Origin of the sequence: Nocardia thailandica NBRC 100428 (genome assembly GCF_000308795.1) — a bacterium.
In the GTDB taxonomy this organism is placed as follows: Bacteria; Actinomycetota; Actinomycetes; order Mycobacteriales; family Mycobacteriaceae; genus Nocardia; species Nocardia thailandica.
Genome location: NZ_BAGK01000300.1, coordinates 1 through 24,287, shown reverse-complemented (window position 1 = coordinate 24,287; position 24,287 = coordinate 1). Strand labels below are relative to the sequence as shown.

Below are 24,287 nucleotides of genomic sequence, written 5' to 3'. Positions count from 1 at the left end.
CGCTACTGCCGGTACAAGCCCATCGCCGCTTCGGTGAGGCACTGAACAGTATCCGGGCACGATGACCGGCCAAGCTATCGGCGCAGATTTCGGTCGAAGAGAGCGACCAGTTCGCGGTAGTGCCGTTCGGCGGCCTCGGGGTCGTAGGCGGAGGTGTCGGCTTGGGTGTAGCCGTGGTGGGCTCCTTCGTAGACTTCGGCGCGGTGGTGGACGTCAGCATCGGCGTGCGTGCGGCTGCCATTGCTGTCCCGCCGATGGTCGGTCGGTCTGACCTCCGTTAAGGGTCACTTATCGGCAGTAAGAAGCGGCGCCATGCCTCACGGCTCGGCGAGAATCTCAACCCAGAGGCGAAGCTGCGCATGTAGCCGGGCGCGGGCGGCGCCGGGCCTGACGCCTCGGCGAGAGTCTCAACACGTGGATGCACGAACCTGTCCCGCCGCGGCGCCGGGTCTCACGGTCTGGTGAGAATTTCAACGTTACGCCGGGCGAGATGGTCCAGTGCCAATCCGGGCTGCGCCGGGCCTTATGGCTCGGAGCATCTCAACTCCAGTTTCTGGAAGGTCCGTCCTGGTGATCTTGCCCGGCGCCGCCGGCTCCTACGGCGCGTTTGGTAAGGTGCGGCAGGCGGTGCGGACGTATCCGCTCGGAGATCGTTGCTGCACCGCCTCATTCGGCATCATTCAGATTGGTTGCTGCCGTTCGACCCAGCAGTCGGTCGAGCCGGAAGTTGGGTCTGTTGGCTACGGTCTACGTATGGGGGGTTCATCTGTGGAGATCCGGAGTTTGCGACAGCCACATGGCAGGCATTTTCGCTTCTGCTACGTCTACGACGGTTGGCACTGCTCGTGCGGCGGTGATTACAGCGGCCATTATGAGGGCCCAGTCGTAGTGCTTCCACCCTCGCCCTTCGCTCTGTGCGGTCCTGATGTCGAGGCTCCCCAGGGTTGAGCGGGTCTCGGTGGGCAAGGCGTCTTCTCGTGGGACCAGAGCAAGATCGGTCCGGCAGTTCGGTGGTCGGTGGTTCGCGCTGGCGTGGTTGAGAGCGACGAGGCTGCGCCTGGGGGCCTGTGAGGTGGGTTCGGCGGTCTGATGGGGATAGCTCGGGCGATGATTGAGGGATGCGTACTTTTGACGAGGCGTGCCGGACGGTGGCTCGCGCGCTCGAGACGACCGGCATCGTCGACTGTGACATCGAGGGGGCAACCCGCGCGTTGGTCGCTAGGTTCGGCACGTGCGACTTGCATATGGCTGTGTATGGGACCGGTGATCTGACGGCACCGGTCGCCGCTGAGGACGAGGCTGTGGTGCGAGGTCGCGAAGTGGTGTTCTGGTCCCTCGTCGATGACCACAGGATCCCACAGAGGGCTTGAGCAGTCCGCGAGGGCCGCACCCGTTCGAGAGTCGTTGGCCCGTGCCTCTATCAGTCGGTGGAAGAAGCCGCAAGGCCGGTGATTGACTGTCGACATCTCTTGTGGGTCTCGATACGGGTTCGTCGGGTGCCGCCCGGCGAGCGTGGCAGCGGGGGAGGATGGTGGGGTGAGTGTGGAGGATATGGGGCCGCCGGCGCCGCGGGCGTGTGTGAGTTGTCCGTATCGGCGTGATGTGCCCAGCGGGGTGTGGGACTTCGCCGAGTACGAGAAGCTGCGCGCCTACGACCGTGAGTTGGCTGAGCAACCGCACGGCTTGTTTCAGTGCCATCAGGCCGATGGGGAGTCCCCGCGAGCGCGGATGTGTGCGGGTTGGGTCGGCTGCCACGGCGGGCGCGAACTGCTCGCGTTGCGGTTGGCGTTGTTCCACGGCCGGATCGAGCCCGAAACGTTCGAAGCGGCAGAAGGCTATGAGTCGGTGGTGCCGTTGTTCGCCTCGGGCGGCGAAGCGGCCGATCACGGCCAGCGGGAGATCGACAAACCCGGGGCGCAGGCCCGTCGACTGATCGGCAAGATTGTCCGCACGCGTTCGGACTTGACCGGGCCACAGACCCGGTAGTCGGCGACCCGAACTGGGCGAGGATGCGTTCATACGCTGGTGTGGACGCGCCGGATCCACCAGTACTATCGCCCGAGTAGTTCCCGAACTTTCACCGGACGAAGAGGACCGAGGTTATGGCGCGCAGGGTTGTTGTCACCCTCATCGACGATTACGACGGCACCTCCACCGCCGAAGAAACCGTCACCTTCGGCATCGACGGCATCACCTACGAAATCGACCTCTCCACCACCAACGCCACCAAACTGCGTCAAGAACTCGACCAGTGGATCCCCTACGCCCGCCGCACCGGCCGCCCCACCAAAGCCAAGCCGAGCACCCGCAAGGAAACAACCCCCGACACCAAGGGTTCGCGGCGCGACCTCACCGCCATCCGCGCCTGGGCCGCCGCCAACGGCCACAAAGTCTCCACCCGCGGACGGATCGCCGCCGAAACCGTCGCCGCCTACGAAAAAGCCTCAGCCTGAACAACACCCGCGACCGAGCGAAGCGACGACGCCGGCTATCTGCTCAAGATGGTGGCATGGTCGATGCCCGCTGCTGCAGCAAGCCGGTAGAGGTAGTCGGCTTGCGAGGCGATCCACGCGGCATAGGACTCGAGGATTTCGGGCGAGCAACGGGTCCATGGCGGATTCGGGGTGGAGGCGCCATGTCCGCAGGCGGTCTCCGTAGAGTCCGAGGTCGTCGAAGTGCTCGGGGATCGGGAAGATGGCGAGGCTGTCGCCGTCGGCCAGGACCTGGCCGCGAGCGACTCGTGAATGTCGAGTTCCGGGTCAGTGGCGGGGGAGGTCCTAGGGATCAGCTGCTTGGGCAAGCTGCTGCGTCAGTCGCTGATGCCAGCCGATCCGAGTGGCCAGCAACAGGTTCCTCCACCGGGAACTGGAGGGTGGCAGCGCGATATGCCGAGCCAGACCTGCGGTCGCCGGGCGGTGAGCAACGCTGCGGCGAGTTCGTCGCTAGCGTCGTCATGGGAGCTCACGCCTGGCATGGCGACCCCGGCCGAGGGCACCCCGCCCGCCCGACCGACCCCGGGTTCCCCGGTTCTGCGGAGCGCCCGCGGCGTTCCTCGGGCACGGTTGACCCGCCCTCGGTCGGTACCGGTTGGTTCGATGTTCACACCCCAGGTGTTGTCTTAAAGACGGAGACGATGGCGGGGGAAGATGCAGCGATATCTGCGCCGTTCCGGTTGCTAATGGGAGTTCTGTGATACAGGTCCGATCGATGCGAAGTGGTGCCGCTCGCATCAGCGGACGGCACCACCCAGGATTGCAAGGTGGGCGGCGATCATGGTGTGTCCGGGTAGTCTGAAGTGCCTGAATTCGGCTTCTAGTCGGTCCGCTCGAGCGGACCGACTGAGTGCTGCGTCGACTCGGAATTCGTTGTAGCCAAGCGATACTCGACCGTCGAGAAGGGCGTGTCGAAGGTCTGCTGAACTATCCGCATCGCCGCCAGCGCTGCAGGTGCACCGCAGTAGCCAGCCGCATGGATGACCGCCTCTGTGATCTCCTCTCTGGTGAGGCCGTTCGTGAGTGCGCCGCGCACGTGCGCCGCCAGTTCGTCGTGCGCGCGGAGTGCAGTCAGGATTCCGATGGTGAGAAGACTGCGGCTGCGCGGGTCCAGTTGTGGTCGTGTCCATATCGCGGACCAAACATGCTCTGTGACGAATTGCTGAAGGTGGACTGATTCTGTGTTCTCGGTCCGTGCGATGGCTGCGTCGACGTGGCGGTCACCGAGGACGGCCCGGCGCATCGCCGAGCCTCGTTTCAGTGCTGTCGAACCGTCGAGCGAATCAGGTTTGGGCACAAGAGCTCCCAGCGTGTGGGCAGTCGCGTCAGTGGTCAAAGTCTGGATGTGGCGTTGACTTCGACAACGCGGCTCTGCAACGGCTTGCGGTCGAGGTCGCGTGAGCTATTGCCTACCTGTCCGTGGATCGGCCGCCACTCCCTGACCTGGGTTGATTCGATGAGGTTTTCGCGTGCGAACGGATCCTCCTCGAGCAGTGCTGTGAGCAGGTGTTCGGAGTCGGCTTCGAAAATCAGTAGGCCGCCTCCGCCGTCGCTGAAAGGTCCTGTGCACAGCGCTCGGTCCTGGTTGACGAGGGTAAGCAGCCAGTCGTTGTGTTCTCCTCGGACGGCGGCGCGTGCGTCGGCCAGTTTAGGGTCGTAGGTGTAGGTGACGGCATAGATTGCCATGTGTTCGGGCCTTTCGAGTGTGCGATGTTCAGGGGGCGACAGGGACCTGGACCCCAGCCGGACTAGTGTTTCGCGAGAGATCGGTGACGTGGTTGAGGATTGAGCGTGCGATCGCGTCGGCCTGGAGGAGGGTGCGGGAGTTCACCCCGGGGCGTGCGCCGATCGCGGTGACCCACTGCACCGATTCGATGGGCGGGCCATAGGAGTGCACTGCCTGGTGAGGGGTTCCGTCGGCTTTGAGCACTCTGAACTTCTGGTCGTCGACGTCTATTCCGCCGGTTTCGTACGGTTGTCCCGCTGTGGTGGGGATGAGGTGGGCTCGGCAGTGGCCGGAGGCGACCATCGAGGTCAGCAGTGGGTCTGTGGTTGAGCGGATGTCGTTCTTCGGTAAAAAGGCATCGATGAGTGTGTGTGCGGTGGCGTCATCTTCGGTCACTGAAGGTGAGCCAATGGTGAAGCAGTGGGCGGTTTCGTCGACACTGATCCTTGCGTGCGGCCCCGCGAAGGTGATGATGCCGGCCCGCGCGAGCGCGGAGAGTTCGGCGATGCGTGATCGTGGTGGGCCGGAGGCTATCAGGTTGTTCAGGCCACTGAACCAGTTGTCGATGTGGTCGCGGTAGGACTCGCCGCTGATGCCTTGATGGGAAATGATCTGGCGGACTTCGTCTCGGAGATCACGCATGATTGCACCGACGGCCTTGAGCGCGTTGGTGGTGGGACCTTGTTCTGACGCTCGGTAGTCGGAGTCGAGCTTCTCCGATACCCATTGCGTATACGCCGCTCGGGACCGAAAGTGGAGGTTGTCGGCGGGGCGGTCGATCGTGGCCCAGTCGAGGCGGTCGGCGTGCGTGGGGACGAGACGGTCGAGGGTTTCGGCGAGAGCGGGTGCCCCCCAAGGGAACTGATCGAAGCACGCGGTCAGCTGCGAGACGGCTGCTGGATCTTGAGCGAGCAGGGTTGCGTAGTATACCCAGGCGGTCTCCTTTTCGACCAGGGGCCACACCTCGGTGCGGAAATCGACCGCGCGACTGTGCGCTCGTTGCCGAAATGATTTGACAACCTCGGCTGTTATGTAACGAGGCTGGTAGCGGGCGACATCGGCTGTCTGGTGCTCTGCGCGGGCCAGGTAGGGCACTCCGCGTCGAGAAGCTGCGATGATGACCGGCTCTTGCCCGGAAGGGATGTAGCGCAGTTCGCCGCGGTCGTGCTGGACGAACCGGCCGCCTCGACCGGTGGTCAGCAGGGTCACGTAGTCGAAGAAGTTCAACCCTAGCCCGTTCAGAATCACGGGGTCGTGTTCGGGAACCTGGCCCAGGTCGACTTCACCGGCGTTGCCAGGAGGCACATAGGTGAGTCCGAGGCGGCGGGCTGCGCCGAGGAGAGTGCTGGCCCTCGGAGAGGGTGCGGTGTCGAAGTGGCCGACAGCAAGAACTACCGCATCAGCGCTGAGGATCGATCGATCACGCAAGCCCACCAGATACTGGCCTCCGCGCTCTTCGAAAGACGTCGCCGCAGTGCGATGTTCGACCACCCGAACATTGCGTGGTGCGCGAGTGATGATCCGCTGTAGGGCGGCACGCAGGTACTCGCCTTGCATCGGGCGGGAGGGGTACGACCACGGCAGCGTCTTCTGAGCTTCGGAGATTGTTGGCGCTGTCGCAGGTGCGTCTCCGCTCGCTACCTGCATTGCCCACTCGTAGTGGCTTGGGCCGGGGACTATCGGTCCGTCGCATTGCACCGTGGAGTCGGTGAACACGGTGATATCGGAGGCGACCGTATTCATCAGCAGGGATCGTGGTTGGTCGGTGTTCCAGATGCGCCCGCCACCGGCGGGGTATGGATCGACAAGGTGAATAGTGGTCGCGGTCTTGATACCGAGGTCGATTACGTTGGCGCACAGTCGCTCTGTCGCAATCACTCCACGTGGTCCTGCTCCGACGACGACAAGATCGATTGGTGGCATTCGACCTCCATATAGCAATGTTGCTGCACTGACTTGCGCAGCCAAGACGAGGGATATGAAGAAGGTCGACTGGGGCGAGCACGGTCAGCCACAGGACTCAGAGACGCCGAAGCGTTGACTGCAGGCTGCCTCAAGGTCTGTCCGCTTGTCAAACGGGGGCCGACTGTGCAGTGCGGGAGTTAACGTCTCGCTACCGTCGCCGCTCGGCACCGCCGCAGCCGCGATGTTACCGTTCGGTCGGCGCAGATTCCGGCGCCTGCTAGTTCTTTCGAGGGGGGCTTCATGTCTGGTGGCAACGTGTCTGCTGCCGATGGTCTGGCGACTGACGGGTGGACGTTCATCGACGGTCAGGTTGTGGGCAATGAGTTGGTCTTGGCCCACAGGCAGGCGGTAGTGCACGGGCGCTCGGCGAGTAGGTTACGGCCTTCACGCCTGGCGGAGGCCGTGCTCGCCGTCACGAGACGAGTTACCGAAACCGGGCTCGACGTCGACATGCGTGTAGTTCGCCGGGGTGCCGCTGAGCGACACGTAGGCCGAGGTGTTCGGGGCATCGATGGGGTGGTGCATTCTGTCGCGGTCTGGGTGGGCTCGGTGGATGCCGAACCTCCGAGCCTTCCGAAGGCGGGGGCGTGGACCTGGGTACCGGATCGACGCATCACCTACTGGTCCGATGATCTGTACAGCCTGTATGGTCTCGAATCGCGCGCGCCCCGAAACCGCTCGATCCATGAGTTCCTCCAGATGCTTGAGCCCGAAGATGCCATCAACGTTGCTCGGGTGCTGGCCGAAGTCGACGAGGCGGAACCCGGCCAGCTGGTAGGTGAAACGTTCTGGGTACCCTCGGCAACCCGGCCACTGCGTCGCTTTCATTCGTTGGGACGGATCGTCCAACAGCCGGGGTACGGCCGCTTGTGGCGTGGCACGAGCATCGATGTGACCGGCTTCGATGGCGCCGGCTCGCAGGACCGATCGATACTGGGCATGCTGCACGCGCTATCGACAGGCACGCAATCCGCACTGGTCGAGCTGCCTGATCTGAGACTGCTGCGATGGATCGGTGAGGGGCTTCCTGAAGTTGCCTGGCCGAGCAGCGGTGAACTCACCGAGGTGGTAATGCTGTCCTCCACCGACGTAGGTGCTCTGGATGCCAGTCGGATAGCGGCGCTTCCCCCCACCCAGGTCCAGAGCCTGCCTGTGCGCTTGAGGACTCGGGACGGTCAGCTGGTTGATGCGCAGCTGCGTGCACAGATCCTTGATACGCCAGCTGCGGTCACCCCTGCCCTCGTGGTAATCCATCGGACGTAAAGTCCAGGCGCAGAATGTACTTGACACGGGTGCGATCCGATACGGTAGATTTGGCGGTGCCCATCCTGTAGATGGAGAGTCCCGGTACGAGCTCGTCCGAGCCGCTGGTTGACCGCGTGTACATCGCTATTCTCTACCTTTCCGCCTGACATTCGCTGCGTGTAGGCGCGGTCGGTGCGCCAATGTGGCGTGCCAAAGGGACCCGTTCTTACCGCAGAAACGAGATGTCGATGCGGTCTCTCGGAAGGAGGGGCGCGTTGGGTAACGACGAACCCGACCTGGCATTCGGTCATACTCTCACCGCGACCGATGATCCGCGTGAGTCGATGTTGAGGCTTCCTCGCATCGCTCAGGCGCCGCTGACGTTGCTTACCGGCAAGCCGCATGCCGGCCAGCCGGCTATCCGCCTCACCGCCGGCTTCCACGTCGTCGGATCATGCCTGAGCATGGTGTTCGGCTTCGCTTTCACCGCTGCGGCGCTGTCGCTAGGAGGAGTGTGGAGCGGGCTCTGCGTGATTGGTGTGGCAATGACACTGCATGGGATGCGAAACGCACGCATGATGGTCTTTCACCAGGCCGCGCACAAGAACTTGTATCGCCGTGAGCGACTGGACAGGGCGATCGGGCAGGCTTGCTCGGCGATCCTCTTGGTTCAGAACTTCACCCAGTACAGCAGGGAACACACCGCCGAGCACCACTCCCGTCACCACATGACTCTCCGGGATCCGACCGTACAGGCGTTCCTTGTAGGGCTGGGACTTGGACCCGGGATGAGCCGGCCTGTCATGTGGCGGAAGGTGCTGACGAAGCTGTGCTCGCCGGTGTTCCACCTCTCCTTCGCGGTCGGGCGGGTTCGATCATTCTGGTCGGGTTCGACACGGGCCGAGAAGTCGATCGCCGTCGGCTTCTACGCGATCGCGGCCTCAGTGGCGACGGCCACTGGAACGTGGCCGGTACTCGTTGTGGGCTGGATGATTCCGCTGTTTCCGCTGTTCCAAATCTCCAACACCCTGCGACTGTGTGTGAAACACACATTTCCTGAGCCGGGCTGCGAGGATATTACAGGTAAGACCAGGATGGCGTCTCTGACCAACGCCATCTTCATCGGCGAGGCCGTTCCTGATCGCGGAACCGGACGGAGGCGCGCGGCCGTTGGCTGGCTGCATTGGACATTCCGCATGATCGCCATCCACGCTCCGGCGCGCTATCTGGTACTGACCGGCGACACGGTGTGCCATGATTTCCATCATCGGTACCCACGGCACAAGCTTTGGTACGACTATATAAGTGAACGCCAGATGGACAGCGATACAGCTGGGTCGGACTGGCCCCCGTACACCGAGGTCTGGGGCCTTGCCCAAGCCATCGGGCATGTCTTCGACTCCCTCGGCCGAGCGGATCCAGAATTCTATGATCGCGCCAAGATCGGCAGCGTGAGCTCGCGCGCCGTATTTGCCGCGTTCGACGACTAAGCAGGCACTCGATGCAATGCCAACTTCACGTTAGGGAATCTGAGTTGAATGCCAGAGTGGCCTACCGCCACCGTGGAACCGTCATCCTTGGTGTTGCGGCAAGCGACGCCCATGCTGTGGCGAACCAATTGATCGCCCATGATCTCCGTGAGAGGGGCTACGACGTGGTGAACCTCGGGACATGCACTCCGATTTCGGAGTTCGCCGCCGCGGCCGAAGAATACCCTGATGCTCTGGCGATTTTCATCGGAAGCCTCAACGGTCATATCCACGAGGATCTGAGAGATTTGAGCAAGGCCAAACAGAGTGGTGCCATCAGGTGCCCCGTTGTCGTCGGAGGTAACCTCTCTGTAGGCAGTGACAAATCCGCACAGTCACACGAGAGGCTGTTCGATCTCGGAGTAGATGCCGTCCTCACTGACGCCACCGAGATCCCCTCCTTTCTGAGCGAACTCGTCGAGACAGCCGACGTACAGCAACGCAGCGCATCATGACCGTGTCGCTCGCCGGAGATCTGCCCTCTCTCGACGAGACGGCCGCATACATCCGGGACCTTTCAAAACCATCGGCATACGAGATTCTGGCCGCAGCGAAACGTGACGGAAGGTTAGCCCTTCAACCACGATGCGGTGTCGGGGACCACGAGCAGATGCGTTCACTGCTTCACGATCTGGCAAATCAGGCAAAGCCCGACGTTCTATCTCTGACGATCGACTCCCACACCAGACTTCAGCGCTTCGACAGTGCCTTGCGGTGCCTGAACACTAATCCCGAGACTTTGAACGGATATCCACTGGTGACCCACGGCTGGCGCCGTGGACGGGAATTGAATGAGTCGGTGCTGGCTCCACTCGAGGTGCGCCACGGCTCTCCCGACGCCCGCGTCTTGTTCGATGTTGCCGTCGCTAGCGGAATCACCTCTTTCGAGGGCGGAGGCATCTCCTACAACTTGCCGTACTCGAAGGCGGTCCCGCTGCCGTTGTCGCTACAAGCATGGCGAGAGGTCGACCGAGTGTGCGGACGCCTGGTCGAGCGCGGCATCATCGTCGACCGCGAGCTGTTCGGAACGCTCACCGCCGTGCTCGTTCCGCCCTCAATAAGTTTGGCCGTCAGCATGATCGAGGCGCTGTTGGCGGCGGCAGAGGGAGTCAAATGCATCTCGGTGGCCTACCCACAGGGAGGCAACCTGGAGCAGGATGTCGCGGCGCTGAAAGCGATCCCTCTGCTCGCTGAGCGTTACCTTCCCGACGATGTCTCGGTATTCCCAGTGCTGCACGAGTTCATGGGTGCTTTTCCACGCAGTCGCCTCGGAGCGGAGTCTTTGATCTTGTACGGCGCGTTCGTGGCCAGACTGGGAGGCGCCACGAAACTAATTACCAAGACATATCAGGAAGCAGCCGGTATACCGGACACAGATGCGAATGCGGCAGGTATCCGACTGGCACGGTTGGCGGGCTCGCCCCTGTTCGGCTTCATGGGCCACGACGCCGGCCGCTGCGATCAGGAGCTTGACTGGATTCTCACTGAGGTCGGGGAACTCCTGGCCCCTCTGCTAGACGCCGACGACCTCTACGGTGCGGTCGTGGACGCCTTCGCCGAAGGAACTCTCGACATCCCTTTCAGCGCGAGTAGGCACGCCCGATCAGCAGTTATCCCTCGCCGTGATAGGGCCGGGGCGATCCGGTACTTTGACGCGGGCGGGCTGCACCTCTCGACACGGTCACAGGATCGCAACCGCAGTTTGCTCGACGCCAGTCCCGTCGGGGGTAGCTCGGAAGCGGGCCTCTTCGAGGCACTCGAGGCCGATATCAACTACTTCATTACCCTACTGGACAGCAATCGCAGCTCGGGAGAATCACCACAGTGACAGGCGTCATAACAGGGATCTACACGGCTGAGATCGCCGGTGCAGAAATGATCATCCATAAGTCGGTCGTTCTCGTGCCAGGCCAGGGCATCGAGGGCGACCGCTACGCCACCGGCCGCGGCCACTATTCTCACCGCCCGCACGCAGATCGACAGGTGACCATAATCGAACAGGAAGCGCTCGACGCCATAGAGATCGAGACCGGGGTCAGGCTGCGACCCGAAGAATGCAGGCGCAACATTGTCACAGCCGGGGTCGACCTGCGAGCGTTCTTGGGCATGGAGTTCCGTTTGGGCAACTGCTTGCTGTACGCAGGCCGGGAGAACACTCCGTGTGCCTACCTGGAACATCTCATCGGATTGCCAGTTATGCAGGCTCTCGAGGGACGTTCGGGCATCAACTGCCGAATCCTGACTGGTGGAACCGCGCATTTGGGAGATGTCGTCGGTGCCCAAGAATAAGCGGCTGTTGATCAAATCCAGCGTGGTCGGAGTCCATCGGCTCACCGAGGAACACACGGCCTTGACCTTCCGGCCGGTCCACCGCCCCGAGTACCCGATCTACCGTGCTGGGGCTCACACACTGGTGCGCCTGGACGACGGCTCGATGCGCCCCTACAGTCTGTGCGGCATCCCGTCGCGGCGGGAATGGCGGATCGGCGTGCGGTCCAGCGGTGTCGAAGGATCGGTGTCGCAGCAGCTGGCACACCACACCGTCGTGGGCGATCAGCTGTTCTTGTCCCACCCCCAGGAGGCGTTCTTCCTCGATCCGGGTGTTGAAGAGTTCCGGTTCGTGGCCGGCGGCATCGGCATTACCGCGGTCTTATCGATGCTCTACGAACTCCATGCGGGTGCACCTTCGCGATTGGTTCTTCACTACTTCGTGTCCTCGCGCGACAGGGCGATCTTTCTCGATGAGCTCCTCGCGCTGGGTGTCGAGGTGAAAATCCATGCCCGGGACCAGCCGGATTGCCCAACCGCGCGAGAGGTCGTCGCAGATCCGCGGGCCGCAGAGCACCTTTACTTCTGTGGTCCAGCGAGGATGCTCCGTGACATCGAACCAGTTCTGTCGGCATGGGAAGGTCGCACCCATCACGAGCTTTTCGTAGCGAATGCGGGCCAATCCGGTGCGCTGGAAGCTGAGGACTTCGAGTTGCACCTGATTAGATCAGGCGACCGAATCCGGGTCGGACGAGACGAGTCCGCGTTGCAGGCACTGATCCGATCGGGAGTGGACATCGACTACGGGTGCGAGAGCGGCGTATGCGGTACGTGCATCGTGGATGTCGTTGAGGGTGCGGTGGACCATCGTGACGAATGCCTCTCGGACTTGGAGCGGCAGTCAGCGATGGCCCTGTGTGTCTCGCGCGGGCACGGGGTAGTAGGACTGTCGTTGTAGCTAAGTGACTCTAACCCTAGCGCGGAGTCACCCAGCATGCGCCTTGTATAGGCATTCGGCGATCTTGCCTATTTCTGTCGGGGAGAGCAGGACCGACGGTGTCAGTTCCGACCAAGGGGCGACATTTCGAAGGCGCTTGCACAGATCCACGGCCATCAACGAGTCAAGGCCGTGCTCGCGCAGGGATCTTCGGGTATCGATCCGTTCAGAAGAACTGCCCAGGACTTCGGCAACTAACTGCAAGAAATGTTCTGCGGCGTCCGCAGGTGCGGGTGAGCGGAGATGTGCTGCGACCGGACCGTCTCCATGCTCGACGTTGACGAGCAGTATGCGACGAAATGCTGCCACTGGCTGCGAGTCGGGTCCGAAGATGTCGATATCGACGCTGACTTCCTCCCGCGAAATATGTTGTGCACGGACGTGGCTCCATAGTTCGGTGGGCATTGTAGACCGCTGGTGAAGCGCGACGAGTCCGAACTTCGCAGGTTGAAACCGGCCTCGTGGCGCAAGAAGGTCCAGAAGCGGCAGTAGACAGACTTCGAGGGCAACCACCGACGAAGTCTGCTCGAGTTGGATCAACGCGACGGCCTCGTCGGGTCCGAACCACAACCTCAGCGGAGTAGGCATCGCCGGGTCGAGGTCGAATCCGTGCTGAGTTAGCACATTACGGAAATCGTCGCCGGAGACAAACACGACGCAGTTCGCCAGTGCCTGGTCGAGCGAGCGTTCCGGCACGGGAAAGAGCCCGCCCTCGCGAACTGTCGCTGTCACGCACGGATGGCTGACACGCAGTTCCGGAGATACGACATCGACCGCTGCGGCCCAGGTTCCCTCGCGGGACGGCGCGAGTGTCAGCCGGGCATGAGACAGAGTCTCATCGTCGGCGTCGACGGCCGCCTGCAAGACTGCTTCCTCGACGATTAGATCGGCCGTGGTGCCTACCGTATCCATTGCATCGATGATCGTCTGCAGGAAGGTCACCGGGGGGATGTAGCGATGCTGACCTCTGCGAATTCCGGCTGCGCGCCGGTCGAGTTCTATCTCGATGATGTGTGGGCCTAGGTCTTGAGAGGCGGCTGTGTGGGTTCGGTCACAGAAGTTCTCGAGATCCCAGCTGTAAGTTGGTAGACGGACAGGTGAAAAATGGTGGGGGTAGTGCGTTCGCCAATCGATCTCGACACCGTAAGAGTAAAGACTGCCGAGCGCTGCCAGCACGCTGGCAGCGGCATCGCTGTCTCGGCGAAGAGTCGCCACCGCGGCTGGTTCGACATCGGCTTCGAGTTGTAGCTCGGTCACTGAGGAGAGCAGTAGTGGGTGTGGGCTGATCTCGACGAAGATGTCGTGCTCGCCGTCTTGAAGGATGGACCGGATCGCTGAGGTGAACCGCACAGGATTGCGGACGTTTCCCATCCAATAGTCTGCGTCGAGCTCACCGGCGACGACTCTTCGTGCGGTGACAGTCGATACCATCGGTATGTTCGGTTCGTGGGGGCGTAATTCGGTCAATGCCCGGGTCAGCTCGTCGCGGAGTATTTCTGTGCCCGGGACGTGGGATGCCACGTCCGCAGCAACGGGGCGGGCAAGGATCCCGGCGGTATCGAGACGTTCGGCGATCGTTTGCAGGATCTCCTTGTCGCCGGCCAGCACGGTGACCGCGGGGGCATTCTCTGCGGCAACGCAGACTTCGCTTCCGTACTCTGCTATGAGCTGGTTGGCCTCAGCGGGTCCCAGCCCGACGACCATCATGGCTCCGGTACCAGTCAGCCGACTCAGTGCCCTGCTTCGTCGACAGATGACGGCGGCAGATTCTCGCCGGCTCAGCGCGCCGCTGGCGAAGGCGGCGGCGGCCTCTCCCATGCTGTGCCCGACACATAGTTCGGGTTCAATACCCAGTGACCTCAAGTACTCGATCAACGCGACCTGGACCGCCCAGATGATCGGCTGGATTGAGGCCACGTCAGCAGGCAGTTGGGCGGCTTTGAGGTGATCGATCACCGACCATCCGAGTTCATCGCGAACTGCGCGATCACAGGCGCGCATCGAGGTTGCGAATGAGGGCGCTGAATGCATCAGCTCCCTCGCCATGCCGGTCCATTGGCCACCCTGCCCTGGGAAGACGAAGGTCAGGCGCCGCTGGTGCCGGGAGGCTTGGCCTGATCCCGCTGTCCCGGTCGCGATTCCGTGGGCAAAGGAACGCAGGCTCTCAGCAATGTCCTGACGGGTCGATCCGATGACCCAATACCGGAAGCGATGGTGGTCGCGGTGCAACGCTGCGGTGGCGCAGATACGGTACAGCGGAGTGTCAGCTCCCTCACCGAGGAGATAGTCGGCCATGCGCTCGGCTTGCAGGCGCAACGACTTCGGGGACCGCGCCGAGAGTACGAGCAGGGCGAGAGCCTGTGTACTCGTGACTGATTCGGTAGTCATCGGCGCCGGTGGTTGAGCGAGAATGGCATGCACATTGGTCCCGGAGATGCCGAACGAACTGATACCGATCAGGCCACGAGCGTTAGAGCGTGTGAGATGTCGCATGTCCCGGACGACTTCGATCGGCGCGGATCCGAGAAGCCGGTGGGGTGTGTCGAGGTGTAGTGACGCGGGGATCTGACCGTATTCGGCGATCAGAATCGCTTTGATGAATCCCGCTATGCCTGCGGCGGCTTCGGCGTGGCCGATGTTCGTCTTCACCGAGCCTATGAGAAGTGGATGGTCGTCGGGCCGGTGTTTTGTCATCGTGTCGATCAAGGCGTTGAGTTCGACACTGTCGCCCACAGCGGTCCCGGTTCCATGGGCTTCGATGTAGTCGATGTCGGCAGGTGCCAAGTCGGCGGACTCGCATGCTTGGCGCAGCATTGCCGCCTGCCCACTGATTGCTGGCTGCAGCAGCAGTCCACTGCCTTGACCGTCGTTGTTGAGCGCGCTGCCGAGTAGTACGGCTCTGACCGGGTCGTGCTCGTGGGTGGCTTCAGGGAGTCTTTTGAGGATCACGACCCCGATGCCCTCGCTACGCACGAACCCGTCGGCCTCTTGGTCGGCGAACCGGCAGCGCCCATTGGGGGACAACATGTTTCCCTGTGAGTATGTGATCGAATCAGCAGGACTGAGGATGAGGTTCACACCACCCACGATGGCGAGATCAACCTCATGTGACATCAAGCTCTGACGAGCCAGATGTACCGCGGCGAGGGAGGACGAGCATGCCGTGTCGATGGTTAGGCTCGGGCCCCTCACATCGAGTGCGAAGGACAGCCTTCCGGCGGTGATGGCCCGCAGGCGGCTGCCGGCCGACTGACGCACATCCATCGGGCCGTGGTGCTGTTCGCTGTAGTCTGCAGTGGCTTGTCCGACGAACACGCCGCACCGGGATCCTGCAAGACTGGACGGGCGGACTCCAGCGTCTTCGAGGGCTTCCCATGCCACCTGCAGCAGGAGCCGCTGTTGTGGGTCCATGGCGATAGCCTCGATCGGTGAGATCCCGAAGAACGCTGCGTCGAAACCGAAGGGGTCCGCGATGAAGCCGCCAGACCGCGACACTGTCTTGCCCGGAGTGGCGGGTCTGGGATCGTAGACGGATTCGACGTCGTAGCGAGTGGCCGGTACCTCGCTTACAGCGTCCCCACCTGCACAGAGCAGCTGCCAGAACTCGTCGATGCCGTCGGCGCCGGGAAACCTGCAGCTGGCGCCGATGACCGCTAGCTGTGCCGCTGCCGACTTCCCCAGTTCGCTGCCCATGTCCTGCACCCCTCCCGACCGTGTGAGCGGTGAACTCGCCCCAGTCGAGTCCCCCCGAAACACTGTACTGGGGTACAAACCTACCTTCCCGCTGCCTGCTTGAAGGACGCTGATGCCCAGGTTGGACGCGCAGGGAAGGGTGGGAGGCTGCTCGATGGGTGTTGGGTGCTGAGAAGATGTTGTACCGTGGTGCGCCGACCCGCGCCTGCAGTACGATCCCCGACTAGGAGAGCTGATGTCCGTCGACGCGGAACGTCCCCCGCCTCTAGGCCGGCGTGAACGTAACAAACAGCATCTGCGCGAACGGATTTATGTCGCGGCTATTGCATTGTTTACCAACAAAGGCTACGAAGACGTCACAGTGGACGACATCGTCGAACGCGCCGAGGTGGCAAGAGGAACCTTTTTCAATCACTATCGCAGGAAGGATGATCTCATTGCGGAGTGGGCGGAAAGACGTCGTCAGAAGCTGGTCGAGCGGCTGACGATTCCGCTGGCCCTGGACGCGGTCGACGCGCCTTCCCTACTGTACCTGTGTATCGGAATTCTCGCTCAGGTCAACGAAGAAGAGCGCGCTCTGTCGGAGACGATGCTCACCGCTTGGGTCAAAGCGGGCAAACCGCTGACCGAAGCGCCTCACACGGCGTCGGTCTTTGCCGAGATAGTGCGCGCTGGGCAACGACACGGTCAGTTCGATCCACACATCGATGCGGATCGGGTCGGAAACGTGTTGCGCGACGCCTACCTCGGTGCGCTCTACCGCTGGTCTGGGCAGATATCGCGCGACGGTGACCTCGGTCGAGATCTGCGTGACGTGCTACAGATCCTGCTCCACGGGATCATGGCTCGGCGATAGACCGGGCCCCGCCGATACCTTGCGACAGTCTGTCGAGGGGGTCAGCGGGGGAGTAGCTGCAGAATCCCCGCAGTGGCCCGCCGGAACGGTTCCTCAGATTGTGCGCCTCGCGCCAGGACGTAGGCACCCTGCCTGATCGCCAAGATGGTCGTTGCCAGGGCGTCGATGTCCAGATCGACTGAGAGCTCGCCCCGCGCTTGAGCCTCGGCCAGCGCGCGTCGGATTTGATCCTGGATCCAGTTGAACATGGTCGAGATCGGTTCCAGCAAGGCGGGTTCGGCGACTACGGCCGAGTCCTGAACCAGGCGACCCAGGCGGCAACCGCGCAGAACGTTCTCGTCGACGGTCAGGAACGCGGCGATTCGATCGTGCACGCTCGACCCGCTCTGAAGCCGCCGTTCGATCTGTGCCTTGAGTTCCTCGGCCATCCGGTGTTCCGCGGCGATCGCCAGATCTGCCTTACTGCGGAAGTGGTGGTACATGCTGCCCTGGCCTGCGCCGGCGAGTTCCTGAACCGCTCGCGGGCTGGTCCCGGTGAAGCCGTTCTCCCACAACAGTGTCTGCATGCTCGCCACAAGACGGTCAGCGGTGCTCATCTAGCCATTGTACCTACTGGTGTGTACAGTCGTCGTCGTTGTACTCATAGGTACAGCGATCTGTCGAAAGGGGCGACAATGGCAGCGTTGACATCCTCCGGGCGGCATGGGAGAGCCCTAGCGGCACACCCGCAGGACAGACCGACATCGGGCCACCGTCGCCCGCGAGCGGCACTGGCGGCGATCTGCCTGGGCTTCTTCATGATCCTGCTCGACGGCAGCGCTCTCAACATCGCGCTACCGTCCATTCAGGCTGATACCGGCGGGACGATGGCCGCATTGCAGTGGCTGATCAACATCTACACGATTCCGCTTGCGGCATTGTTGCTCAGCGCCGGGCTTCTCGCTGATCGCGTCGGGGCCCGGAGGCTGTTCCTATGCGCTCTCGGTGGCTTCACTGCAGCATCCCTGGCCTGCGCGGTCAGTCCTGGACTCGCAGCTTTGATGATCGCGCGGTGTCTGCAGGGGCTGTTTGCGGCGGGTGTACTGCCGACCACGTTGGCAATCATCGCGCGAACTTATCCCGATCCTGCGCAGCGGGCAAAAGCGATCACGGTGTGGGGTGCGACGGGCGGCATCGCGCTGATCGCCGGTCCGATCGGTGGCGGCGTGCTGACCGAGACGCTGGGCTGGCGCTCGATCTTCTTCATCAACGTCCCCATCGGGGTCCTGGCGCTGTGGCTGGCCTGGCGTCATATCGACGAGACGGCACGCAGAGATGGTGAATCCTTCGACTGGCTCGGACAGTTCTTGGCGATCCTCGGACTCGGCTCTCTCGTAGCCGCTCTGATCGAGGGCGGAGAGCGGGGCTGGTCGGATCCGTTGACGATCACCGCACTCGTAGCGGCCCCCACCCTCTTGATCGGCTTCATCGCAACGGAGTTGCGGGCCCGAGCCCCCGTCCTTCCGCTGGGCATGTTCCAGAACCGGGCATTCTCGGCATCCATCACGAATGGATTCGCATTCCAGTTCGGAGCATATGGACTGCAGTTTATGATCGCGATCTACCTGCAGGACCAATGGGGATATGACCCTCTCAGCGCCGGCCTCTTCTTCGTTCCGTTCGCCATGCTCTGGACATTTGCAACTCTCGTTCTGAACAGGCGGTGGTCTCACAGGGGTGCCCGCTGGCTGTTGATCTCGGGTTCGATCATTGCAGCGCTGGGATCCCTGATCTGCCTCGCTGTGAGCGATCGAGGTAGCTGGCCAATCCTCCTTCTCGGGACCGCCATAGCAGGATTTGGATGCGGTCTGTTCGGGCCGAGCTGCAACGGAGCGGCGCTTTCCTCGGCAGACCCCGACTACGCGGGGCTTGCCTCGGGAGTACTGAACACTGCCCGTCAGATCGGCATGGCTGTCGGCATCGCGGTTTTGGGATTGTGTCTCGTTCAAACGGACGCGGTGCTCGGTGCGCGGATCGGCATCGCCGTGACAGCCGTCGGCTTCGCTGCCATTGCCGTCCTGGCGTATCGCTACCTACCCAGGCAACAGGTTTGATGGTCGACTCGGGCGACGCCGAGCGTCCGAACCCTGGGTGGTAGCGCGAGCGGGATGGTCTCCGGGCCGGACTGGGCCCAGCCTTTGCCCCGTCCGGAGGCCTTCGCCTAGTTGTCGCCGGTGTTGCCACTGCAGGAGGCGCTGGTCCAGGGGGCCGTTGGCTGTTAGTTCGGCGATGACTTTGTCGCCGACGAGGATGCAGCAGGGGACCTGCTCCCCGTCGGCTCCGGCGGTGGTGGTGAGGGTCACGGTCTTGGTGAAGCCCTCGACGGGGACGTCCATGGTCCAGAGCAGGGTGACGTCGGTGTCCTGGGCGATGTCCATGTTCTTGCCGGGATAGGTGATCGAGCTGCCCGCGCTGGAACCGTCGACCTGGCAGGTGACGGTGACGCACCAGTTGATCTCCATATCGATCTGGTTGACCGTCGTGCCAACTGGGGCCAAACACCCGGCGAAACCGAGCAGGATCACCAGCAACACCCCACTCAGCACCCACGGCCAGATCTTGCGCTTCTTCGGCGGCGGAGGATAGGCGGGGCTGGGGCGGGTAGCCGGGCGAGAGATACCCGCGGCCGGGGTAGCCCGGCCCAGACTGAGCTCCGGTGTGGACTACCAGCTGGGTGGCGGATTACCGCTGGATGAGCTGGCCGGGTTTGAGGCGCGGCCCTCTCGGACCGCGACAACGCGTGTGATCGTGGTCGGCCTTGAGGGCATAGCCCGGCGGATTGGGCGCCCTGTAACCGCCGGTTCGCGGTCGAGCCCCGGCCGCACGTGCTCGCACCGATGAGGGCTGCCATTTCGAACGGGTTTCCGACCACGTGCTCCTGTGAGTCCGCAGTCGGGGGCGTCCCGCGGGCAGGGTGTTGGGAAAAGGGTGGCTCCGAGAACGCCTGACTGGTGATTGGAGAAGCCGTACGGGGCTACAGGCCGCCAGGCGTGGCGACCATCGACAATCCGACATACGTCCATGCGCGACTGGAACCGACCCGGGAATGGTCGAGACCGGCGTCGTGCTCGGCTGACTGGAGATGCCGCGATCCGCTTGTTGGTCTTAGCAAGCTGAGCCAGGTACGTGATCGTGGATCTGCGGAGTCTGTGCAGCGACCTGGCTCAGGTCGGTGGTACAGCGCCGAGTGAGTAGCCGATCTCCCCGACCCGCCGCCCAGCACACTCAGATCGCCGGATCCGCTCAGTTGTACCCCGATGTCGGTCATGCCCGCGCTGCCGACCGAGACACGCTGTCGCAAACGAGCCCAGAACCTACTCCACCGCATAAAGTTGCTTATGGGCACCACGATGTGGGTGTCCATCAGTTGACTGCGTTCGATAGTCTCGCGCAGCCAATCACATACGGTTGCCGACCGGTGTGTTGATGTTGTCGGCCCGGACCGATGATCACGTCGGCAGTCGGCGGTTTAGCGGTTCAACGCCAGGGCATAGCACCGATCCGCTCGGCAACCTCGACGACGTTCGAAGCGGCAGAAGGCTATGAGTCGGTGGTGCCGTTGTTCGCCTCGGGTGGCGAAGCGGCCGATCACGGTCAGCGGGAGATCGATCGACCCGGGACGCGGGCCCGTGGACTGATCGGCAAGATCGCCCGTACGCGTTCGGACTTGACCGGGCCGCAGACCCGGTAGCCGGTGTCGTCGCTTCGCTGGGTTGCGGGTGGTGGTCAGGCGGAGGCTTTTTCGTAGGCGGCGACGGTTTCGGCGGCGATCCGTCCGCGGGTGGAGACTTTGTGGCCGTTGGCGGCGGCCCAGGCGCGGATGGCGGTGAGGTCGCGCCGCGAACTCTTGGAGTCGGGGGTGGTTTCCTTGCGGGTGCTCGGCTTGGCTTTGGTGGTGCGGCCGGTGCGGCGGGCGTGGGGGATCCACTGGTCGAGTTCTTGACGCAGTTTGGTGGCGTTGGTGGTGGAGAGGTCGATTTCGTAGGTGATGCCGTCGATGGCGAAGGTGACGGTTTCTTCGGCGGTGGAGGTGCCGTCGTAATCGTCGATGAGTGTGACAACAACCTTGCGCGCCATAACCTTTGTCCTCTTCGTCCGGTGAAAGTCAGTGAACTACCCGAGCGATGGTACTGGTGAATCAGGCGCGACCACACCAGCGCATGGACGCCTCCTCGCCCGGTTCGGGTCGCCGGCTATCTGCTCAAGATGGCGGCGTGGTCGATGCCCGCTGCTACTGCGAGGCGGTGGAGGTAGTCGGCTTGCGGGGCGATCCACGCGGCGGGTAGGGCGCGGTCGAATAGGCGGGCAGTGCCGTCGAGGATGACGTGATCGGTACCGGTGGCCAGGTGCAGGAATGCGAGCAGTGTTTCCTCGGTATCCATCCAGCCGGCGATTGTGACCGTAGACGCGGGGACACCGCGGTCGCAGAGCGCACTGGTCACGGCGCGGGCGATGCGCAGACAGTCCCCGTCGACGGGGTGCTCGAGGGCACAGGACTCGAGGATTTCGGCGAGCAACGCTTCGATGGCGGATTCGCTGTGGAGGCGCCATGTGCGGAGGCGGTTTCCGTAGGGTCCGAAGTCGTCGTAGTGCTCGGGAATCGGGAAGTCGGCGAGGCAGTCGCCGTCGGCCAGGACCTGGCTGCGATCGACCTCGCGAGTGTCGAGTTCGATGTCGCTGCCAAGGTGTGGGCAGCGGCTGGTAGCGACGGTCAAACAGTCGCGGTGCACCGCGGTACCGGGCACTATCTGCCCACCTGGTTCGACGACGACCCATGCGCGTGGTGGCAGTTCGAGACCACAGACTTGGCACAACCATGCCGCTTGGCATTCGAGGGCGAGCTGGGGGTCGATCCGGCGCCAGTCGGGGGCGCCGCAGGGTGGAGGTGGGTGATGTAGGGGATGGGTGTGCCTGCATGGTCACGCGGTCTGGGGAGTCCCCGCTTCGCGAACGCGGCGGGGACGGGCAAGGTTGGCGTTGTTCGGTCGTCGGGACCCGAGTCGCAGTTCACGAGATCTCCTGTCACACGGGCCTCTCGGCGGTTCGAGCGTAGCGGCTCGGGTGGATGGGGGCAGTGGGGTTGTGGAAGGGAGTGGTCTTGTTCCGGAGCCAGTTCGGAACCCGCGCCGGGGTCGCCCCCGATTCGCCTCGACCTGTGCTGCGGCTGACTCTCCGCGCGGCTTTCCGCAACGTGGCGACATGCCGCGAGGACTGCTCCCCGCACTGGAAGCGCGTGCCGCGAAACAGCCGGTCACCCACGCCCCCGACGGCTTCACCCCCGCCCTACCGGGTCCGAACACGAACACCTCAATCGTCGGTCAACGTTTGGGCGCAGTGTCGGCGGTCCGGTCTGATCGCCCCGGGTGGCTGACGCGATTCGGCGTGCCACCGTCACCTGGGTTCGCGAGGGATGGGTTCGTGGTCCGTTGATCCGGGGGTGGGTCCGGGGAGCGTCGGTGTTCGCATGAAGTCAGGCACCGAGAGCTCTTCACTGTGGGTCAGTTCGCCGGCGAACGCTGCGCGCGCTGCAGCGATGTCGTCTGTGGTGATGTGGTCGGGGAACAATCCGCTCAGGTGCTGAATGGCCTGGACTGTCGCATCGTCGAGCCCGGTGCAGGTCCGGAACAGTCCGGTCGTGAGGACGACCTCGAGCTCGCGCTCGAAAATTCGTCGCATGTCTTCGGCTGTGGGATGGTGACCTCTGTCTCGTCCCATGGACCCATCTTGGCCTGGGGGAGTGCGCGAAGATGAGAGGTGCGTCCGTCCGCAGCTAAGTAGAAGCCAGCGTCGAGGCGGATGTGCGGTGCACGAGGGCCGAGAGGTAAATGCGAGGCGGGGGTTCCGGGTGGCCGACAATGGTGGTCGCGAGTTGCGTGACACTGCGGCGTTCGCGAAGCGGCAGGCCGACGCCGGATTTCGTAGCTGGCTGCTGATGCAAGAGGCGGCGATGGAGATCGAGTTCACGGTGTTCGACGTACCCGAGCTCAGCGGCTGCGAGTACACCCGCGAAGGCCTGGTCATTGCCGAGCAGCAGATCATGCACCGGTTCGACAACGTCAGCCCGTTCTCTGCGGATAACCGGAAGCTGGGAAACAGATTCGTCTACTTCCTCGGAGAGACGTTCCGGAGGAGCTTCGAGGGGCGGTGGGTCGCGGTCCCGCCGATTCCGCCAGCGACGAACCCGAAGGTCATGATCGATGTCGAGTTCAAATCCGGCTTCTACAACCCACGGCAGATGGTCACCTTCGTATGGAAGCGGCGTACCGGGACCGAACTGACCTGGATCTACGACTTCGCCCAGGAGAACTACGCGAACTGGATATCGAGAGGTCGACCTGCCGGGGCAGCTGGGACGGCTACCTCTGACTTGCGCGGCGAGCCTGGTTCGACCTGGACGACGCGAAGTGGACCTGCGGATGAAACCGTCGAGGGACCGCCACACAGCTCCGTCCCGCATCATCGGCCGACCCGACCCGACCCGAGCTGTGCGGTCGCCGGGGTGCGGGTCACGTGGTCTGGGTGGCAATTGCTGAGCGGAGGGGCAGGCACGGCAGAGGCCGGCGCCGTGCGATCGAATGGACCCGAGGCGGAATTCACGACTTCGCCTGTCATGTGGGCGTGCCGAGCTTCGCGCGTAGCGGGCGAGGTCGGCCGCACACTGTCGGACGCGGTTCTGCGAGGCAGCCGCCTCTGTCTGCGGTCTATCTGCGGCTCAGTTGGTGCCGCGCAAGCTTCGGCTTTGCGGGCGGCGTCGTCCTCGGCCGATGCTGTTGCTTGCAAGATCAGCGTCGGTAAGCGATCTCTGTGGCGGTATGCAGCTGGTGTGAGTCGCAGATCGCGGAGGCGTCCGGCTGCATCGACGGTTGCGGTGACTCTGCCGTTGGCTGCGGTGCCGATACCGGTGACTTGCTGGAGGACTTGCTGGACCTGGGTGGCTTTGACACGTATTTCGGCGATGGTGCGGTCGAACTCGGGATCGGTGGTGGGCACCGGGTGCGGGTTCGATCCGGACCGTCCTGGCCGCAAGGGCACGTTCATCGTGTGGGGTAGCGCCCGCAACCAGGTCAACGGCTACGGCAACGCGGTGTCGCCCGCGGTGGGGGAGTGGATCGGGCGTCGGATGCGCCGCAGCTTCCACCAGGAAGAGGTCGCGGCGTGAACGGATGGCGGGTTGCGTCGCGCTGCTACGTGTCCCGCCCCTGGTGCGGCCGAACAGCGAACGGATTGCCCGTGACGGGGCGGCGGTTGCCGGCCCGCTGCATTCTCTCCTCTCGCCGCTCTTCCGCTGCGAGTGCCCGCTCCGCATCGAACGGTCGATCTGTTCGTCCGACCCGTTCGTCCGTCATCGCACACAGAGCTACCTCGGAGAGCCCCGGATTGGCAGCCTCGAGGCGGGCATACTCCGCTTCCCACTTCCGCTCGCGGTTGTCGAATTCCTCGCGCTCGATGCGCTTCAGCTTGCCCGCACGGATGTCGG

The 24,287-nt window shown here is 63.3% G+C and carries 23 protein-coding genes and 1 pseudogene; 10 read left to right on the top strand and 14 right to left on the bottom strand.

Features of this window, described 5'->3' with window-relative positions:
* Positions 1-74: 74 nt before the first annotated feature.
* Positions 75-215 (bottom strand): annotated as a pseudogene (locus tag ON36_RS33960) (dienelactone hydrolase family protein); the annotation flags it as partial.
* Between the two features lie 1,321 nt (positions 216-1,536).
* On the opposite strand from ON36_RS33960, the gene ON36_RS33955 reads away from it, so the two are divergent.
* Positions 1,537-1,986 (top strand): DUF6283 family protein, encoded by a 450-nt coding sequence (locus tag ON36_RS33955; RefSeq protein ID WP_245558251.1) that lies wholly within the window; start codon positions 1,537-1,539, stop codon positions 1,984-1,986.
* A 116-nt stretch (positions 1,987-2,102) separates the two neighbouring features.
* Positions 2,103-2,453 (top strand): histone-like nucleoid-structuring protein Lsr2, encoded by a 351-nt coding sequence (locus tag ON36_RS29555; protein WP_043660637.1) that lies wholly within the window; start codon positions 2,103-2,105, stop codon positions 2,451-2,453.
* An 859-nt stretch (positions 2,454-3,312) separates the two neighbouring features.
* Here ON36_RS29555 and ON36_RS29550 read toward each other — a convergent pair.
* From ON36_RS29550 to ON36_RS36440, 4 genes are all read right to left on the bottom strand, one after another.
* Positions 3,313-3,789, bottom strand: a complete 477-nt coding sequence (locus tag ON36_RS29550) for a carboxymuconolactone decarboxylase family protein (protein ID WP_373281859.1) — start codon at positions 3,787-3,789, stop codon at positions 3,313-3,315.
* 35 nt (positions 3,790-3,824) lie between these two features.
* On the bottom strand, positions 3,825-4,178 hold the full coding sequence (locus ON36_RS29545) for a YciI family protein (protein WP_083885530.1): 354 nt from the start codon (positions 4,176-4,178) through the stop codon (positions 3,825-3,827).
* Positions 4,179-4,206: 28 nt separating this feature from the next.
* Positions 4,207-6,141, bottom strand: a complete 1,935-nt coding sequence (locus ON36_RS33110) for an FAD/NAD(P)-binding protein (RefSeq protein WP_083885529.1) — start codon at positions 6,139-6,141, stop codon at positions 4,207-4,209.
* Positions 6,142-6,567: 426 nt separating this feature from the next.
* Entirely contained in the window at positions 6,568-6,708 is a 141-nt protein-coding gene (locus ON36_RS36440; RefSeq protein WP_157225074.1) for a hypothetical protein, read from the bottom strand.
* A 24-nt stretch (positions 6,709-6,732) separates the two neighbouring features.
* Between ON36_RS36440 and ON36_RS29535 the strand changes: the two genes are divergently transcribed.
* The 6 genes from ON36_RS29535 to ON36_RS29515 all read left to right on the top strand — a co-directional run bounded on the left by ON36_RS29535 (position 6,733) and on the right by ON36_RS29515 (position 12,183).
* Positions 6,733-7,446, top strand: coding sequence for a hypothetical protein (locus ON36_RS29535; RefSeq protein ID WP_157225073.1), 714 nt, complete (start codon positions 6,733-6,735; stop codon positions 7,444-7,446).
* A 257-nt stretch (positions 7,447-7,703) separates the two neighbouring features.
* Positions 7,704-8,918 carry a fatty acid desaturase gene (locus tag ON36_RS29530; protein ID WP_218001254.1) on the top strand — a complete coding sequence of 405 codons (1,215 nt, stop codon included), beginning with the start codon at positions 7,704-7,706 and terminating at the stop codon, positions 8,916-8,918.
* A gap of 56 nt (positions 8,919-8,974) precedes the next feature.
* The gene (locus ON36_RS33950; protein ID WP_218001253.1) at positions 8,975-9,412 is read left to right on the top strand and encodes a cobalamin-dependent protein; all 438 of its coding nucleotides are present in this window, start codon (positions 8,975-8,977) and stop codon (positions 9,410-9,412) included.
* The gene (locus tag ON36_RS29525) at positions 9,409-10,785 is read left to right on the top strand and encodes a methylaspartate mutase (protein ID WP_043660634.1); all 1,377 of its coding nucleotides are present in this window, start codon (positions 9,409-9,411) and stop codon (positions 10,783-10,785) included. The genes ON36_RS33950 and ON36_RS29525 overlap by 4 nt, the downstream gene beginning before the upstream one ends.
* Positions 10,782-11,246, top strand: coding sequence for an MOSC domain-containing protein (locus ON36_RS29520; RefSeq protein WP_218001252.1), 465 nt, complete (start codon positions 10,782-10,784; stop codon positions 11,244-11,246). Before ON36_RS29525 ends, ON36_RS29520 begins: the two co-directional genes overlap by 4 nt.
* Entirely contained in the window at positions 11,233-12,183 is a 951-nt protein-coding gene (locus ON36_RS29515; RefSeq protein WP_157225072.1) for a PDR/VanB family oxidoreductase, read from the top strand. The genes ON36_RS29520 and ON36_RS29515 overlap by 14 nt, the downstream gene beginning before the upstream one ends.
* Positions 12,184-12,210: 27 nt before the next feature.
* Here ON36_RS29515 and ON36_RS29510 read toward each other — a convergent pair whose 3' ends face one another.
* Positions 12,211-15,915 (bottom strand): type I polyketide synthase, encoded by a 3,705-nt coding sequence (locus ON36_RS29510; RefSeq protein ID WP_157225071.1) that lies wholly within the window; start codon positions 15,913-15,915, stop codon positions 12,211-12,213.
* 235 nt (positions 15,916-16,150) lie between these two features.
* Here ON36_RS29510 and ON36_RS29505 point away from each other — a divergent pair, with 235 nt between their 5' ends.
* Complete coding sequence (locus ON36_RS29505; RefSeq protein ID WP_043660631.1) at positions 16,151-16,771, top strand: TetR/AcrR family transcriptional regulator; 621 nt, start codon at positions 16,151-16,153, stop codon at positions 16,769-16,771.
* A gap of 41 nt (positions 16,772-16,812) precedes the next feature.
* Here ON36_RS29505 and ON36_RS29500 read toward each other — a convergent pair whose 3' ends face one another.
* Positions 16,813-17,367: a TetR/AcrR family transcriptional regulator gene (locus tag ON36_RS29500; protein ID WP_043660630.1), complete on the bottom strand. Its 555-nt coding sequence runs from the start codon at positions 17,365-17,367 to the stop codon at positions 16,813-16,815.
* A gap of 78 nt (positions 17,368-17,445) precedes the next feature.
* Between ON36_RS29500 and ON36_RS29495 the strand changes: the two genes are divergently transcribed.
* Complete coding sequence (locus ON36_RS29495; protein WP_043660628.1) at positions 17,446-18,864, top strand: MFS transporter; 1,419 nt, start codon at positions 17,446-17,448, stop codon at positions 18,862-18,864.
* On the opposite strand, the gene ON36_RS29490 is transcribed toward ON36_RS29495, so the two are convergent.
* The 7 genes from ON36_RS29490 to ON36_RS29465 all read right to left on the bottom strand — a co-directional run.
* Positions 18,844-19,344, bottom strand: a complete 501-nt coding sequence (locus ON36_RS29490) for a hypothetical protein (protein WP_052314499.1) — start codon at positions 19,342-19,344, stop codon at positions 18,844-18,846. The genes ON36_RS29495 and ON36_RS29490 overlap by 21 nt on opposite strands.
* A 1,192-nt stretch (positions 19,345-20,536) precedes the next feature.
* Positions 20,537-20,887 carry a histone-like nucleoid-structuring protein Lsr2 gene (locus ON36_RS29485; RefSeq protein WP_043660627.1) on the bottom strand — a complete coding sequence of 117 codons (351 nt, stop codon included), beginning with the start codon at positions 20,885-20,887 and terminating at the stop codon, positions 20,537-20,539.
* A 116-nt stretch (positions 20,888-21,003) separates the two neighbouring features.
* On the bottom strand, positions 21,004-21,555 hold the full coding sequence (locus ON36_RS29480; protein ID WP_157225070.1) for a hypothetical protein: 552 nt from the start codon (positions 21,553-21,555) through the stop codon (positions 21,004-21,006).
* Positions 21,556-22,201: 646 nt separating this feature from the next.
* Positions 22,202-22,486 (bottom strand): hypothetical protein, encoded by a 285-nt coding sequence (locus ON36_RS29475; protein ID WP_043660623.1) that lies wholly within the window; start codon positions 22,484-22,486, stop codon positions 22,202-22,204.
* A 94-nt stretch (positions 22,487-22,580) separates the two neighbouring features.
* Positions 22,581-22,853, bottom strand: a complete 273-nt coding sequence (locus ON36_RS36995) for a hypothetical protein (RefSeq protein ID WP_157225069.1) — start codon at positions 22,851-22,853, stop codon at positions 22,581-22,583.
* Between the two features lie 413 nt (positions 22,854-23,266).
* Entirely contained in the window at positions 23,267-23,848 is a 582-nt protein-coding gene (locus tag ON36_RS36990; RefSeq protein WP_083885532.1) for a YbaB/EbfC family nucleoid-associated protein, read from the bottom strand.
* Between the two features lie 146 nt (positions 23,849-23,994).
* Positions 23,995-24,287: hypothetical protein (locus ON36_RS29465; protein ID WP_043660620.1), on the bottom strand; the 293-nt coding region annotated here is incomplete at its 5' end.